At 41.8% G+C, this 17,263-nt stretch carries 10 protein-coding genes; 5 read left to right on the forward strand and 5 right to left on the reverse strand.

Going from position 1 to position 17,263, the window contains the following annotated elements; genetic code table 11:
- Positions 1–222 precede the first annotated feature (222 nt).
- Positions 223–1,245 carry an adenylate/guanylate cyclase domain-containing protein gene (locus AAEY94_RS10215; RefSeq protein ID WP_011638395.1) on the forward strand — a complete coding sequence of 341 codons (1,023 nt, stop codon included), beginning with the start codon at positions 223–225 and terminating at the stop codon, positions 1,243–1,245.
- 210 nt (positions 1,246–1,455) lie between these two features.
- Here the strand turns inward: AAEY94_RS10215 and oxyR are convergent, their stop codons facing one another.
- The 3 genes from oxyR to mnmL form a co-directional block, all read right to left on the reverse strand.
- Positions 1,456–2,373 (reverse strand): hydrogen peroxide-inducible genes transcriptional activator OxyR, encoded by a 918-nt coding sequence (oxyR, locus tag AAEY94_RS10220; protein ID WP_101086335.1) that lies wholly within the window; start codon positions 2,371–2,373, stop codon positions 1,456–1,458.
- Positions 2,374–2,567: 194 nt separating this feature from the next.
- The gene (locus AAEY94_RS10225) at positions 2,568–2,933 is read right to left on the reverse strand and encodes an Hpt domain-containing protein (protein ID WP_101088857.1); all 366 of its coding nucleotides are present in this window, start codon (positions 2,931–2,933) and stop codon (positions 2,568–2,570) included.
- 296 nt (positions 2,934–3,229) lie between these two features.
- On the reverse strand, positions 3,230–4,198 hold the full coding sequence (gene mnmL, locus AAEY94_RS10230) for a tRNA modification radical SAM protein MnmL/YtqA (RefSeq protein ID WP_101088856.1): 969 nt from the start codon (positions 4,196–4,198) through the stop codon (positions 3,230–3,232).
- A 522-nt stretch (positions 4,199–4,720) separates the two neighbouring features.
- On the opposite strand from mnmL, the gene gltB reads away from it, so the two are divergent.
- A complete protein-coding gene (gene gltB / locus AAEY94_RS10235) occupies positions 4,721–9,169 on the forward strand; it encodes a glutamate synthase large subunit (RefSeq protein WP_101088855.1) in 4,449 nt (1,482 codons plus the stop codon).
- 5 nt (positions 9,170–9,174) lie between these two features.
- Positions 9,175–10,581 carry a glutamate synthase small subunit GltD family protein gene (locus AAEY94_RS10240; RefSeq protein WP_162023696.1) on the forward strand — a complete coding sequence of 469 codons (1,407 nt, stop codon included), beginning with the start codon at positions 9,175–9,177 and terminating at the stop codon, positions 10,579–10,581.
- 193 nt (positions 10,582–10,774) lie between these two features.
- Here AAEY94_RS10240 and AAEY94_RS10245 read toward each other — a convergent pair whose 3' ends face one another.
- Positions 10,775–11,443: a flagellar brake protein gene (locus AAEY94_RS10245; protein ID WP_101088853.1), complete on the reverse strand. Its 669-nt coding sequence runs from the start codon at positions 11,441–11,443 to the stop codon at positions 10,775–10,777.
- 726 nt (positions 11,444–12,169) lie between these two features.
- Here AAEY94_RS10245 and AAEY94_RS10250 point away from each other — a divergent pair.
- On the forward strand, positions 12,170–14,098 hold the full coding sequence (locus AAEY94_RS10250; RefSeq protein ID WP_350978683.1) for a cytochrome c/FTR1 family iron permease: 1,929 nt from the start codon (positions 12,170–12,172) through the stop codon (positions 14,096–14,098).
- 129 nt (positions 14,099–14,227) lie between these two features.
- Here the strand turns inward: AAEY94_RS10250 and AAEY94_RS10255 are convergent, their stop codons facing one another.
- Positions 14,228–14,641: a hypothetical protein gene (locus AAEY94_RS10255; RefSeq protein ID WP_011638403.1), complete on the reverse strand. Its 414-nt coding sequence runs from the start codon at positions 14,639–14,641 to the stop codon at positions 14,228–14,230.
- Positions 14,642–14,881: 240 nt separating this feature from the next.
- On the opposite strand from AAEY94_RS10255, the gene AAEY94_RS10260 reads away from it, so the two are divergent.
- Entirely contained in the window at positions 14,882–17,254 is a 2,373-nt protein-coding gene (locus tag AAEY94_RS10260; protein ID WP_502959394.1) for a TonB-dependent receptor, read from the forward strand.
- The last annotated feature ends 9 nt before the right edge of the window (positions 17,255–17,263 follow it).

Here is a 17,263-nt window from a genome sequence, read left to right on the forward strand (position 1 = left end):
CTAAAGTTCAACAAGCCCTAGTAATGTTGAAAAAACTTTGCTTTAGTGCACATATTTCTTCACTTCTATTGATCTAAATCACAAATAAACTATCACATGTAAGCAAATTTTCTATAGACTACCCCCCTTATATACTAAGTCATTTGGGCAACCACATCCTCCGTGAAAGCACGCCGTCAAACTCAAAAATTATTGTTCGCTATTTTTGCCTGGTGTGTAGCAATGGCTTCTTTCGTTTTTTTTCGCTACTCACAATCATCGCAACTGCCTGAATGGGCTGTTGGCAATGCCGATCTCGCCACGCTTGCCATAATGATGGGTGTTGTATTTGGCGGCTTGCATTGGATGTCCAATCTCATTGCAGATTTTAGCGCCATCAGCCGTTTACCTTATTTATTTTCAGTGGTGTTTAAAGGATTGTTTTTGCTCCTTGGGGCAACAACCTTGGCGTATGTGACACAATTTTTAAACATGTGGGCCATAGAGAACCACATGGTGACATTACGACAAATGCTCACAGTGCAGATTATTTATAGCCCATCGTTTCAGGCATTAGTGGTTTATCTTGTTGTGGTAAGGGTCAGCTTAGCTTTTATCGAACAAATGTCGCTGTTGGTTGGCCCTAAAGTCTTGCTCAATATAGGCCTTGGCAAATACCACAAACCACGTTACGAGCAACAATTATTCTTATTTATCGATATGGTCTCATCAACAGCTCATGCAGAAACCTTAGGTGATTATCGCTTTAGCCGCCTAATTCAAGATAGCTTTAGCATGTTAGCGGACACAGTAACCGATAATGAAGCTGAAATTTATCGTTACATGGGTGATGCCGTACTTATCCACTGGCCATTAGAACAAGGTATTAAACAAGACCGTTGTATGAATATCTATTTCGAATTTTGCCAGCAATTGCAGTGGCAAAGGCAATATTTTGAACAGCAATATGGTTTTGTGCCAAAATTTAAAGCTGCCGCGCATTGTGGCCAAGTTGTAGCTGCGGTAGTCGGCGTACATAAGCAAGAGATTAGTTTTTTCAGTGATGTATTAAATACCTTGGCACGGCTACAAGACCAATGTAATCCGCTCGGTCAACGAATGTTGCTGTCTGGAGATGTGGTACATCGACTTGAGCAACAAAATAGTCAATATGATCTGACTGATTTAGGCCCCATCATGCTTAAAGGTAAAAAACATCCGACTGAAGTGTATGGTGTTGCCCCAAGAAAATTGAATAACAACTAAAACTGAGTTTAATTGAGGTAATTGAGATTAATTAAGCTCAATTTCAATCATAAACATGCCTGAAACGCACAGTGCTATGCGACAGATAACAAAAAGGCTATTGACGCTTCAATAGCCTTATTAACGACACAAATCGCACCTTTGATATTGCTAACCTGAAATAAACCATTTTATCGATTCATCCCATCTCTCATTTATCCCAAGTTGCGGTTAACCTGGTAACGATTGTGCTAGCAGCTTTTGTTGAATCGCTAAGCCTAAGGTTCTAAACGTTGAAATACGGCTGGTAGTTTGACGCCAAACTAAGCCAATATCACGATAAGGAGCTTCACCCGGCGGATCCATTGCAACAAGATCAGTATCAGTTAAAATACCGGTATCAATGGCCATTTGGGGTAAAAATGTGGTGCCTAGTTTACTGTTTACCATCTGCACCAAGGTATGCAAACTGGTTGCAGCAAATGGATTGATTTTGGCACTATCACCCAATTGGCATGCTGTTATCGCGTGACCGGTAATGCAATGTTCAGCTTGGAGTAAAAAGATGCTTTCGTCTGGCATTTTTTGATAGTCAATGGGTTGCAAAAATTGTTGCGATACCTCTTTATGCATCACCATTTTAAACGGATCGATGCCGACTTTCATACTATGAAAACCACTGGTGTCGACAGGTAACGCTAATATTAATAAATCCAACTCACCTTTTGCTAAGGCATCTAATAGACGCTCGGTCGTGTCTTCTTTTAATAACAAACTGAGTTTGGGGTAGTCTTGCTGGCATAACTTAACGACTCGGCTAAGTAAGAAAGGCGCGATAGTGGGAATACAGCCTAAACGAATTTCTCCGGTCATCGGTTCGCCTTGATTTTTCACTAATTCAACTAAGTCATCAACATTAGTTAAAATATTTCGAGCACGCTCAACCACTTCTTCACCGATAGCGGTAAACATAAATGATTTATGATCACGTTCAATCAACTGATAACCCAGTTGTTCTTCAAGGTTTTGGATACCACTAGATAAAGTCGATTGACTCACAAAGCACATCTTAGCAGCACGATTAAAATTTTGCTCTTGATGTAAATGAACCAAATAATAAAGGTTCTTGAGGCTAGGAAGATTTTTCATATAAACGATTACCCTTATCCATATTAATTCAAATAATGAATTAATTTAGCCAAAATAACAAGACACTGATGGTCAATATTGAACAAACGGCCATAAAAAATGCCTCTTCAATAAAGAGGCATTTCAACAAACCGATTGTAGGCACTAATGTAGATGTTAATCTAAACTGATTATGCTGCCTACTCTACTCGTAATTACGCTTTCGCTTCTAAGTAAACTTTCAGTTGTTGTAAATCTTGTGCAGCATGCGCAACGATTTCAGCAAGCCATACTTTATGTTCTGTTTCCCATTTAGCTTCTTCACCGTGTTGTAGTAACTGTGAAAATTGCTGAATGCGTTTAAGGCCAACAGATCCTGCTGCACCTTTAAATTTATGAGCTTCTGCACATAACGTTTCTTTATCATTTGCATCGCCAGCTTTCACTAGGCTACTGACATACTCAGGCATTAACTGCTCGAATAACACTACGCTTTTCAATAACGTTCCAGCACCAATGGCACTGATATATTGCTCAAGCGTATTGAGATCCAATATTGAGTCTAACTGCGTTGTGGCCATAAAGGCACCTCTATCAAAATCTAACTCTATAAAATTACAAATATGATACCGAGTAAAATACCCTATGCAAGGCTTGCTAATATTTAGCCGCTATTTAATGGTAAAAAATCACATTTTTACAACATAACTACTCAACTGGTATTACCAATGTTTAAAAAACACTCACTTTGGTAATGTTTCGTCCAATTTATAACTAATAATAGCGATTAGTCTGATACATCTTCACAAAACCTAGCGCTATCTTTACTTTGTCCATATTCAACAGAGACATAATATATCTGCCTAAATACACCACACTAGGCCGTTTTACTTTGGCTAAACATTAATGCACTGCCTTGGCCACCGTATTCTTTAAGCTCATCCACAATGGCCACTAGTCCATCCCATCTAAATGCGCACCAATCAGGGGCGAGTAACATTGGTTTTTTGGCATAGGCGGTTACGCGGTGAAAGATAATCTCTTTTGGGGTGTGGCGGATAAGTTTTGCCGCCTCATAGGCATACTCTTCAAGACTTATTAGCGGCATAGGATGATAGCGCCATTGTTTCGCCATAATACTGCCTTCTACAATATGCAAAGGGTGCAGTTTTAGTCCGTCAACGCCAATTCCTAATACGGTTTGTAAACTATTAAAATAATCAGCAGATGTTTCACCCGGCAGCCCTAATATTAGATGGGTACACACCTTAATGCCTTTAGCGCGAGCCTTTTTAACTGTCTGACGATACTCACACAATTGGTGACCACGATTAATCCGTTTTAACGTGTGATTATTGGCCGTTTGTAGGCCAAGTTCCAACCACACCTCAATACCTCTTTGTTGATACTCAACGAGTAAATCAAGTACTTCATCGGGTACACAGTCAGGACGAGTACCTATATGAAGCCCGACAATATCGGCATCTTCAAGTGCTTGATCATACTTTTGCTTTAGCACTTTATACTCGTCGTAAGTACTGGTATAAGCTTGAAAATAAGCGATGTATTTAGCGGTAGGAATAGAATTAATATCCGCAGAGGTAGTACATTTTTTTGCAGATTGGGCGCGTACTTTACCTTCGGTTAACTGCATCGCAATCGGCTGTTCTCTACCTTGTTCGCCACTAAATGAAACAACATTACAAAAAGTACAACCGCCTACCCCTAACGTGCCATCTCGATTGGGACAGGTAAATTGGCCATCAATAGTTAATTTTTTTACTCTTTGGCCATATAAATGTTTGCAATGTGCCCCAAACGTATTAACGTAATCATCTAAACCCACAACTTACTCTCATCATCATTCCAAAGTTCGCCAGTGTAGTCAGACGGTAAACATCTGTCTTGGTGCTAAATCAATAAATGCTCTATCAATTCAAGCGCTCGCTAAAGTTGTGCACAAACTCAAAAAACGTTTAAAACAATTTAAGTAATTTATACATCACCTAAAATGAATATTTAGTCATTTAGAATAATTTTTTACCCAAAGACTGTATTTGAAATAAAATTCACTATTTTTATTTCAAAAATAATTCCCTGTTGTTGTTGCAAAAAGGTAAACAATTGTTTGAATATTTTCTAAAATTCTTTTTATTCAGAACGTTATAGGTGATATATCACAGTTTACGTTAACGTAAGGTTGGTGGCTTATAACGTTTTTTTAGTAATAATATTTCAGTTTGTTGCATTTTTTTGGTTTGACCTTTATTCATTCTCAGTTTAATTTGAATGGTTCGGGTGCATATCTATGGATATTCTTCAAATTTACCCCGAGTCGTATCAAGTAGAGGTTTAGGGGGTTTTTTGTATGAGCTTGTATCATCCCAGTTTTGAGCGTGACAATTGCGGATTTGGTTTGATTGCACAAATGGACGGCGACGCGAGTCACCGCATTGTGCGTACCGCGATTCATGGTCTCGATCGAATGAAGCATCGTGGTGGTATTGCAGCTGACGGACGCACAGGTGATGGCTGTGGTTTATTAATGCAAATGCCTACAGATTTTTTTGAAGCTATTGCGGCAGAAAACGATTGGCATTTAAGCCGAAAGTTTGCCGTAGGTATGCTATTTCTCAGCCAAGATGAGCAACGCGCTGATGAAGCGAAGTTTATCTTAGAAAAAGAACTACAACGAGAAACACTCAGTGTCGCTGGCTGGCGTAAAGTACCGATTAATCCGGATGTCTTGGGGGAGATTGGCCGGGAAAGCTTGCCACAAATTTATCAAGTATTGATCAACGCGCCGGTAGGCTGGCGGGAAAAAGATCTTGAGCGTCGCCTATATATGGCTCGTCGCCGTCTTGAACAACAGATCACCGATGACAAAGACTTTTATGTCGCCAGCCTTTCTGGACAAGTCATTGTCTATAAAGGCTTAATGATGCCAGCAGATCTGCCATCATTTTATACCGACCTAGCAGATATTCGTTTGAAAAGTGCGATTTGCTTATTCCACCAGCGCTTTTCAACTAACACATCGCCAAAGTGGCCATTAGCTCAACCGTTTCGATACCTCGCTCATAACGGCGAAATCAATACCATTACCGGTAACCGCCAATGGGCAAGAGCGCGCGCCTATAAGTTTAATTCGCCTTTACTACCAGATTTACAACAAGCCGCCCCTTTTGTTAACGAAACAGGTTCAGACTCGTCTTCTTTAGACAATATGCTTGAAATGTTGTTATCTGGAGGGATGGATTTATATCGAGCCATGCGCTTGCTTATTCCACCTGCATGGCAATCAAATCCTGAAATGGATGACGAGTTAAAAGCCTTTTACGATTTTAACTCAATGCACATGGAGCCGTGGGACGGCCCTGCAGGCATTGTAATGACCAATGGTCGCCATGCTGCCTGTGCGGTAGATCGTAACGGTCTACGCCCTTCTCGTTACGTTATAACCAAGGATCGTATCCTCACCTTAGCGTCTGAAGTCGGTATTTGGGATTATTCCGCCGATGAAGTGATTGAAAAAGGCCGCGTTGGGCCCGGTGAGTTACTAGTACTAGATACCTTAAATGGTCGTTTGTATCATTCATTTGAAATTGATAATGACTTAAAGCGTCGCCATCCTTACAAAGAGTGGATGGCTAAAAACAGTCAGACATTGATCCCTGCTGAGGATATGGCTCCAACCAAACAAGGTTCAAGTGGTTTTGATAGTAAAACATTACTGCAATATCAAAAACAGTTTGGTTTTACCCGTGAAGAATTAGAACAAGTTATTTGGGTACTTGCGAGCAAAGGTGAAGAAGCCATTGGCTCAATGGGTGATGATACGCCTATGGCAGTATTGTCGAAAAAGTCGCGTTCACTATACGACTATTTCCGTCAAAAATTTGCTCAGGTAACCAACCCGCCTATTGATCCATTACGTGAAAAACACGTGATGTCGTTAGCCACTTGCGTCGGTCGCGAGCAAAATCTATTTAGCGAAACCACCGGTAATGCTTACCGAGTGATGTTCAATTCACCGATTTTGTTATTCAGTGATTTTAATCAGTTACTGGGATTAGACAGCACTAACTATCGCGCCAACACAGTTGATTTAAACTATGATGCCAATGAAACACTAGAGCAGGCTATTCGCCGTATTACCGACGAAGCTGAACGCTTAGCTCGCAGCGGCACAACATTGTTAGTATTGTCTGACCGTGCAGTAGCGAAAAGTGCTCAAGTTATCCCTGCCGCTATGGCTGTGGGTTCTGTGCAAACTCGATTAGTCGATAAAAGCCTACGTTGCGACACTAACATTATTGTTGAAACCGCTTCAGCACGCGATCCGCATCATTTTGCGGTATTAATTGGTTTTGGTGCCACGGCTATCTACCCTTACCTCGCCTATGAATCTATTTCAGCGATGGCAAAACTGCATCAAGTCGATGATGTAACCCATTTAATGCTTAACTTCCGTTACGGCATTGAAAAAGGCTTACGTAAAATCATGTCTAAAATGGGCATTAGTACCGTAGGTTCATATCGTTGTAGCCAACAATTTGAAGCTGTGGGTTTAGCCAGTGATGTGATTGAGTTATGTTTTAAAGGCGTGATAAGCCGTATTGAAGGTGTCAGTTTTAACCATATTGCCGATGACCAGAAAATACTCCATACCGCCGCCTATCGAGCCCATGTACCGTTACCACAAGGTGGTTTATTAAAGTACGTTGAAGGTGGTGAATATCACTGCTTTAATCCAGACGTGGTGAATACCTTACAAGCATCATTAAAAGACAAAAACTACGCTGAGTACAAAAAGTTTACTCACTTAGTTGATGATCGCCCAGTGGCCACTTTACGTGATTTAATTGGTATTAAAGGTCAACTTAACGCCATTGAAATAGACACGGTAGAAGGCGCTGAAAAGCTTTACTCTCGCTTTGATAGCGCAGCCATGAGTATCGGTGCATTAAGCCCTGAAGCTCATGAAGCGTTAGCGGTTGCGATGAACCGTCTTGGTGGACGCTCAAACTCAGGTGAAGGTGGCGAAGATGCACGTCGTTTCAATAGCGAACGTAACTCGGCCATCAAACAAATTGCATCGGGTCGCTTTGGCGTTACTGCACATTACTTAGTTAACGCTGATGTACTGCAAATTAAAGTAGCTCAAGGTGCAAAACCGGGTGAAGGTGGGCAATTACCTGGCCATAAAGTTAGCGTTGAAATCGCAGGACTTCGTCATGCTCGTCCTGGTGTGACCTTGATTTCACCGCCGCCGCACCACGATATTTATTCAATTGAAGATTTAGCTCAGCTGATTTTCGATTTAAAACAAATCAATCCAAAAGCCTTAGTGTCGGTCAAGCTAGTATCAGAACCCGGTGTTGGCACCATTGCAACAGGTGTTGCAAAAGCCTATGCCGATATGATCACCATATCGGGTTACGACGGTGGCACTGGCGCAAGCCCTATCACCTCGGTGAAATACGCCGGTTCTCCTTGGGAGCTTGGTTTAGCGGAAGTGCATCAGTCGCTAGTAGAAAATGGTTTGCGTCATAAAATCCGTCTACAAGTGGATGGCGGGTTAAAAACCGGTACCGATGTTATTAAAGCAGCCTTATTGGGTGCCGAAAGCTTTGGCTTTGGTACAGTGCCGATGATTGCGCTTGGGTGTAAATACTTACGTATTTGTCATCTTAATAACTGTGCAACAGGTGTCGCAACCCAAGATAAAAACTTACGCGAAAACCATTATCACGGCTTACCAGAACGTGTCATGACCTACTTTGAATTTGTGGCTCAAGAAGTGCGTGAATGGATGGCTGCATTAGGGGTAACTCAGTTCGAAGATTTAGTCGGACGAAGCGACTGGTTATATACACTTGAAGGCCAAACAGACAAGCAACGTGGTCTTGACCTTGCGCCAATTTTATATAAACCCAAAGTGCAGGCAAACTCGTCACTCACATGGAAAGAAATTAACCCTCCATCTGATATTGGCAAGTTAAACCAAACATTGGTTGCAGATTGCAGTGCTGCAGTTGATGCGGGTGAACCGTATTCAGGTCAATATGCAATCAACAATACCGACCGTTCAGTTGGCGCGGCATTATCTGGTTATATTGCAACTAAAATTGGTGTTGCAGGCGCAAAACAACCAATCAAACTTGGCTTTAGCGGTAGTGCAGGCCAAAGCTTTGGCGTATGGAATAGCCCTGGCCTTGAACTTAAGCTGTGCGGCGATGCTAATGATTATGTCGGCAAAGGTATGTCTGGCGGTAAGATCGTTATTCACCCACCTATTGGTAGCCCGTTCCAAAGTGAACGCAGTGCCATTATGGGGAACACCTGTTTGTATGGTGCTACTGGCGGCAAACTGTTTGCCGCGGGTCAAGCGGGTGAGCGTTTTGCTGTGCGTAACTCAGGGGCCATAGCGGTCGTTGAAGGAACGGGTGACAATGGTTGCGAATACATGACCAGTGGTATCGTGGTTATCCTAGGCAAAACGGGGGTCAACTTTGGTGCGGGGATGACTGGCGGATTTGCTTATGTATTTGATCAGTTTGGTCGCTTTAATCGCCGAGTAAACACCGAAATGGTCGATACTCAAAAATTAGAATCGACCATCCACCAGCAACACTTAAAAGGCCTGATTGAAACTCACTATGCTGAAACCGGCAGTGAACATGCTCATATGATTTTAAGTGATTTTGAAAACTGGTTGGATTGTTTCGTATTAGTTAAACCAAAGAATATTGCCGTTGCTGACCTGCTAAAAATTGAGCAGAAGAGTCCGGAATTAGTAGTAAAGGCAGGGTAATTATTATGAGCAATGACTTTCAATTTATAGAAGTGGGTCGAGTAGACCCCATTAAACTTGAAGCGAAAAAACGTGCTACACAATTTATTGAAATTTATCAGCCGTTTACGCAACCAGAAGTAAAACAACAAGCCGATCGCTGTCTTGACTGCGGTAACCCGTATTGTGAATGGAAGTGCCCACTGCATAACTACATTCCAAACTGGTTAAAACTGGCAGAAGAAGGTCGCATTATGGAAGCGGCAGACTTGGTGCATGAAACCAATACTCTGCCAGAAATATGTGGCCGGGTGTGCCCACAAGACCGTTTATGCGAAGGTGCTTGTACCTTAAACGACGACTTTGGTGCGGTCACCATTGGCAGTGTTGAAAAATACATTACCGATACTGCAATTGCCCAAGGCTGGCGCCCAAACATGAAGGATGTGACGCCACGTAAAGAGCGTGTTGCCATTATTGGAGCGGGTCCTGCGGGTCTTGGCTGTGCTGATGTGTTGGCTCGTAATGGTGTGCAAGCCGTGGTGTATGATAAATACCCACAAATTGGTGGTTTGCTCACTTATGGCATCCCTTCTTTCAAGCTTGATAAAGATGTTATGGCCACTCGCCGTTCAGTGCTTGAAGGCATGGGCATTCAATTCAAAATGGGTGTGACTGTCGGCAAGGATGTGAGTTTTCAAAGCCTATTAGACGAGTACGATTCTGTCTTTCTGGGTATGGGTACTTACACGGCCATGAAAGCTAAACTGCCCAATGAAGATGCTCAAGGCGTGATTCAAGCGCTACCGTATCTTATTGGCAATACTCATCACATTATGGGTACTCAAGACGACGCTACACCCTATCTAAGCCTTGAAGGTAAAGATGTGGTGGTGTTGGGCGGCGGTGATACTGCAATGGATTGTGTGCGTACAGCCATTCGTCAAGGCGCGAAGAGCGTGACATGTGCTTATCGTCGTGACGAAGCCAACATGCCGGGCTCTCGCCGTGAAGTGCAAAATGCGCGTGAAGAAGGCGTTAACTTCTTATTTAATCGTCAACCAGTGGCAATTAAAGCTGAAAACGGTCAAGTAGTCGGGATTGAATGTGTTGAAACTCAAATGGGTGAAGCTGATGCTAGTGGACGTCAACGCGCCGAAATCATTGCTGGTAGTGAGCAAGTATTAGCAACCGATGCGCTGATTATCGCCTTTGGTTTCCAAGCGAGCCCTGCTGCTTGGTTTAGTGATTTTGGCATTGAAACCAACGAATGGGGATTAGTTAAGGCCAAGAAAACCGACGACAACCCTTTCCAAACCACTAACCCTAAAGTGTTTGCCGGTGGTGATATGGTGCGAGGTTCTGATCTCGTTGTAACGGCTATAGCAGAAGGACGAGATGCTGCATTAGGCATTTTAAACTATTTAGATTAACAGCTTGCTAGCCCTATATAGGGCTAAAGACAGGCTAAAGGTAGCTTACCTTTAGCCTACTTTCAGACTAACAATAAAAGCTGTAATACCGTGTTTGCTTGTGAATTTTCGCGCATCTTTTGATGCGTTTTTTTTTATCTTTTTTAAGGACGATGATTCACACGGATAGCCCACAACTAGGATTCACTTAGGGTCATGATTTTGTAGTTGAACTGACTAAAAAATAGCTGAAAATATTATCTTTTAATTGTGGATGCTCATCTGAAAATTTCACCCCAATATTCAATACACCTTCAATGTTTTGAACTTTGACCATGCTACCCGTTAAGATCCCTGAAAGATCAGTGTTAATAGAGATAGCCACATGTATCTCTTCGCCTTGTTCAATATTCACCGTTTTGGCGTCTACCGTCAGTAAGCAGCCAGTAGAAGAAAAGTCGAGCATTTTTGCGCTGATTTTATTGTCATTGTGCATAATAAACACTTCTTGCTCGATATTAACTCGCAACTGCTCTCTGACTTTTTTCTTGATGATGGTTTTAGGCACACTAAGGCACAGCATTCTAATCGGTTGATTAACCACAGAGAATATGGTCGACTTAAAAGCAATAATGTCTTTAAAACCACTATTCGTCATCGCCCTTACCACAATTTCAGCATTCACTAGCATATGTTGATAAGCCTCAGAAAAACCTTTATTGGGATACTCAATCAAGATAAACCGCCCAACCTGATAACCAATTAAGCTCGAACGTGACTGCACTGTTTTACCATTGGCAAAATGAATTTCAATAAACAATTCCATACCTATGTCAATTAGGCGAAGATCAGCATACAACGAAGCACTTACTGGCGTTGTCATTGGTTATTTACCATAGTGTTACTCATCATAATGGACCTCATTTCTATCAATCTATCGACTCCAATAACACTTAATAACATTAACATATCAGGTTTAGTTTGTTAGTAACTAGCGTAGTGCTAATCCTAGCTAACCTCAAGCCTGAGCAATCGATACAAAAATCATTAGCGGCCATGGATAATTATTTCGAGACTGGCTGATGTCGAAATTATGATAGCAAATTTGGCATGTATTTTATTAATAATACGTATTGGCACATCAATCGTTAACCTACAGTAAGTCCATAAAATGCAGATAACAGCACAAAGGCTGTTTCATAACCTTCAGTTATAAACATCTAAGGTTACTTATACCAAACAGCAATAATTAATACTGACTATTGTATATCAGCAAGGCACAAAGCTAATGCTTATATGGTACTAATATATCAATTATCTAATTGTTATAAATAGAAAATATCTATTAAAATACTGTCTCGACATAATTATCCATGGCCAACAATCTCATCTCAAATCGCTTTTTACACTGACAGTATTATCTAACAAACCTTCAGAGTGATTGATTAGCCTCAAGCAAGAAAGTAGAATAGAAATCATTATCATTTATTTAATTTAGTTTAAAGAATAATTCCTTCATTCCTATTAAGGCAATACCTTGAATACTTTCTTAAGCAGCTTCACGTTATGGCGACAACAGCTCACATCTTCGGTCTTCAATAGATGCCTATTGATTGTCATCACTTCGGTGTTTTCAACTTCTTTATGGGCACAGAGCCCGGCAGTCTCGTCACAAGAGATATCACCAGAGACATCGCAAGATCTCTTAAAACAAACACGACAAATTCTTCAATTAGCTGAATACATTGGTGTTGATTACTCAGAAGCGGTGACCGAAGGTCGTATCTCTAATCCTGATGAATTTGCTGAAATGCAGCAATTTGCTAGCATCATTATCGAAAAAACTAACCTGCTTGCCAATGATGTGCCAAATTCATTAACAGCCGATGCATTGCAATTACAGCAAGCCATTGCAGAAAAAACATCACTGGATGTTATTCAAGGGCTTAGCCAAAAAATACGTAACCAGTTATTAAGCCAGTCTCCAGCATTAGTGTTACCAACACAGCTATTAGCCAAAAACCATGTTAAACAGCTGTTTATCGAAAATTGTTCGACCTGTCATGGTGATTTAGGCCAAGGCGATGGGCCTCTGGCAAAATCATTGTCACCAGAGCCAACCAATTTCACCGATCAAGAAAGAGCAATGAATCGTTCATTATTGGGACTTTACGATGCGATTTCCGACGGTTTAGATGGCAGTGCTATGCGTGCTTTTAGTGAGTTAAATGATCAACAGCGTTGGTCACTGGCTTTCTATGTAGGTAGTTTAGCTTTTGAGCCAACAGCTGCCACCACGGAGCACATCAAGTATAATGCGAATATTGAATTACAACAGTGGGTCAATAGCAATCCAACCCAGTTAATTCAGCAAAATGTCGGAATTGATAAAACCCAATTATCATTACTACGCTCACAACCTGAGCGACTGTTTCAACATGCTGACTCACCTATTTCAGTCGCGCGTACTAACTTGCAGGCTGCTGTAAAAGCATATAAAGCCAATGAGTTTGCTCAAGCACAAACCTTAGCAGTGAGCGCCTATCTCGACGGTTTTGAATTAATTGAAAACAATTTAGATGCTCACGACAGTCGTTTACGTAAATCGATTGAAAGCCAGCTGCTTAATTTTAGAAACATCCTAAAAACAGCAGGACAGGACAGCCAGGTAAATCAACAGTTGACCAGCATATTGGCTCAACTAGACCAAGCCGACACCTTATTAACAGGGCAATCACTATCGAATAACGCCATGTTTTCGGCTGCATTAATCATCCTGCTACGCGAAGGATTAGAAGCACTGCTCGTTATCATTGCTTTAATGACAGTGTTAATTAAAACCGAACGTCAAGATGCGATTAAATTTGTTCACTTTGGTTGGATATCAGCACTCGCTGCTGGCGTATTAACCTGGTGGGCAGCAGATAACCTAATTAGTATTAGCGGAGCCTCAAGGGAGTTAATGGAAGGCGGCGCGGCATTGCTAGCCGCTTTGGTGTTGTTTTATGTTGGTTATTGGATGCACAGTAAAACCCAAGGTTCTAAATGGCAAAGTTACATTAAAAATAATGTCGACCGCCATTTAAACACTGGCACCTTATGGGGTCTCACTGGGCTTGCATTTATTTCGGTCTATCGTGAAGTTTTTGAAACGATTTTGTTCTATCAATCATTACTGACACAAGCCATAGGCTCTGCCAGCAGCAATGAACAAGTCAGTTACTTGGTTTACGGCTTGCTAGCAGGTATGGCTATTTTAGCGGTGATTGCTTGGTTAATGATGCGCTACTCAGTTAAATTACCATTAGCCCGCTTCTTTGCGGTGAGTTCTTACTTCATGCTTATTTTAGCGTTTATCTTGGCAGGAAAAGGGATTTCAGCGTTACAAGAAGCAGCAGTAATTAGCCTTACTCCCTTCCCTATAGATGTGTCGATTAGCTGGTTAGGCATAGCATCAACATGGCAAGGCTTGAGTACGCAAATGGTGATTGTAGTGTTATTTAGCTTTTTGGTTATCCGTAATCGTGACACAAAATAAGGTTTAGCTTTGACAACTAAACCTTGAGTGCTTAACGCTTAGCATTAGCGTTTAACATTGAGCGTCTAATAAAAAGGCCGACTAAATATATTTAGTCGGCCTTTTTGTGTCGGAAAATCGCTTATTAATTTACTTCACAGTAAACTTGGTATCTTCATTTCTTAACATGTACAACGCAAAACACGCGGCCCACATTGGCCATGCAGCAAAAAACAATAGGTTATTAAATGCATCAAAATATTGATTAAATGCCGATAACGTTGAAGCACCGTGCATTAGAAAGATAACCCCGTAAGTGATACGCTTTTTAATACCCAATACAAACGCAAATACTAAAGCTAATTGCAGTGCACCCATAACATATGCAGCAACCTCACTCATTCCGCCTATGCCATAGAACTTCTCGAAAATTTTCATACTGTGGCCAGGATTGACGAACTTATCTAATGTCCATACCAGCATCACCACAAACACGCCTAAGCGTAAAGAAAGTAACGACCACTGCAGTTTTTTCTGAGTATCATTGCTAATTGATGTTTGCATCTTAATTCCTTAAAAAATATATAAAAATAACATCATCTAGGGTCTGTTGACCGTCTAAATAAGCTAAACTGACCATTACTGAAATTCATCAGCCGCTAATTGACCGAGTAAAGCGCAACTATGTTGCACTAGCAGTTATGCCATTTAGATCTAACACAATGAAAATTGGCATAACATGATTGAAATAAACTTGTTAACAACAAGGTCTCTTTCACCAAGTTCATTACAGCAGAAAAAATTATGCCTATTTATCGTTATCCTAATCGTTCACTTACCGCACTCGCTATTAGCCTAGCCCTGTACTCATCAATAACGTCATCAATGGCTACAGCAGCCGAAAACCCTGAATCTATTGAAGTCATTCAAGTATCAGGTAAAGCGATTAACGATAAAGGCATGTCACCTAAAAACAGCACTGTAGATGGCCCATTTGGTGATGGAATAGCATTGAAAGATATCGCACGTTCGGTTACGCCTATCACCAGTGAAATGATTGAACAGCTCAACATCACTGATTTATCTGACATACAAAAAGTCAGCCCAAACAGTTATTCAGCCAGCGGCTTTGGCGCATCAAGCCTACCCACTATTCGTGGTCAGTTAGGTGAGTTATATCAAGACGGTGTGCGTCGCCAAGCGGGCAACAATGGCTTTGGTGTACCCATGTCATTTAACGCTGTCGAGCAAATTGATGTGGTAAAAGGTGCGCCGCCAGTGCTATTAGGCACCAGCCAACGTAACGGTGGATTTGTTAACATACATTCTAAAGTCGCACCTACTGACGAGCAATTTAATAAGCTCACCCTATCTGGCGGCAGTTGGGATCATTACCGAGCTCAAATAGATGTTGGCACTGACATTGTCGCCAATCAAAGCGGTGTTCGCTTAAGTGCAGAACATATCGATAATGGCAGCTACTACGATTATTCAGGCTTTAAAAGCGACAGTATTTTTGTGGCATTTCGTTTACTGCCAGACGATGCCAGCACCTGGGACATTAATGTCGAATACTATGATGTTGAGTTTACCGACAACGCGGGGATTAACCGTCCAACTCAAGCATTAATCGACAACGGGTTATACGTTACAGGTCAAGGTTTACAACCTAACGGCAGTACTATTGCTGGCGCCAATGCTATCGTATCGCCAACAGGGTTAGTTGAGATAGATCGCAGCCAAGTATTAACCGACCCCGACAATATCAATAACGCCCAAACCTTCTTACTTCACAGTACTTATGTGCGTGAGTTAAGCGATAAAGCGACCTTTAAAAACATTACCTATTATCAGCATTTAGAACGTGAAGAAATTGCTCAAAATAGTTTTGTTGAAATTATTGATGGTGCAGATACTGCACAAAACAGAGTTGAATTAGCCTATAAATGGAGCGATGCTCAAAGCACCATTACTGCGGTGGATATCCGCTACAACAAAGTGTTAGGTTACAGTCAATTTACCACCGAAGCTGACTTACCTATCGATTTAACTGGCCCCATTGAAAACCGCCGTATTCCGCTTACTGCAGCACAACAAGGTCGATTAGTTGAACTGCGCCCTGGTGTGTTTGTGTCACCCGGTGCGCAGTACGATACCAATGCCGATGGCAGCGGCGATTTTTCATTATCTGACACCACTGACTCAACCAGCTGGCAAACCGGTCTAGCCATTCAGCATAACAGCCAATGGACAGATAAGTTTTCCACCAGCGTAGGTTATCGTGCCGATTTTTATAATGTAGATGCGCGCGATGCTATTGCCCCACAAGGACAAGTTGCTGCTAGCGATTCGATAAGTGAAATGCTTGAATCTGGTCAAGTCAGTTTGAGCTATCGCCTTAGTGACGATATCACTACCTATGCCAGTGCCAGTTATAACGAATCAACTTCAAACAGCATGGCTGGCGGCACCACGTTAGGCGCCAACAACCAAATTAGTAGCCAAAACTTTGCCACCGAAAATACCTTAACCGAAGTGGGCATTAAATATTCACCCACGGACAGTGCTTGGTATGTTGACGCTGCAGTGTTTGACCAAAAACGCAGTCTACGTAACCGTGATGGCAGCAATACCGGCATTCGCACTAAAGGCTTTGAAGCCCAAGCTTTTTATGATGCCGATCCGTTTTGGTTAAGCGCGGGCTACAGTTATTTAGACGCTCGCTATGATGATTCAGCCAGTAGCCAAGATACGGTACAAGTTGCCGATACATTTGATAACTCAAGACCAGATATCATTCAAGGCACTGGTATTGGCGCACCAAACTTCGCTTCATTTGCACCGTCGGACCGCCGTGTACAAGGCTTACCTGAACAAACGTTCACAATTAATGGCGGAATGTCGATTACTGAGAAATGGAAAGCGGGTTTCTCCGGTCTGTATACCAAGAGTTACCCATTGGACTATTTAGCGACTGTGTATATTCGCGATCAATACACGCTTAACATTAACACTCGCTATGATTTTACCGAGCAAACAAGTTTAAGGCTTGACGTCAATAACGTGACTAACCAAAAGAACTGGCGTCCGGTGTTTGAAGGCGGTTATTTCGGATCAACATTGGTTTTTCCTGAACTACCGGTTAACGCTACCCTTACCTTACAGCACTTATTTTAAGGCTATAAA

Origin of the sequence: Shewanella sp. AC34-MNA-CIBAN-0136 (assembly GCF_040309945.1) — a bacterium.
Classification (GTDB): Bacteria; Pseudomonadota; Gammaproteobacteria; order Enterobacterales; family Shewanellaceae; genus Shewanella.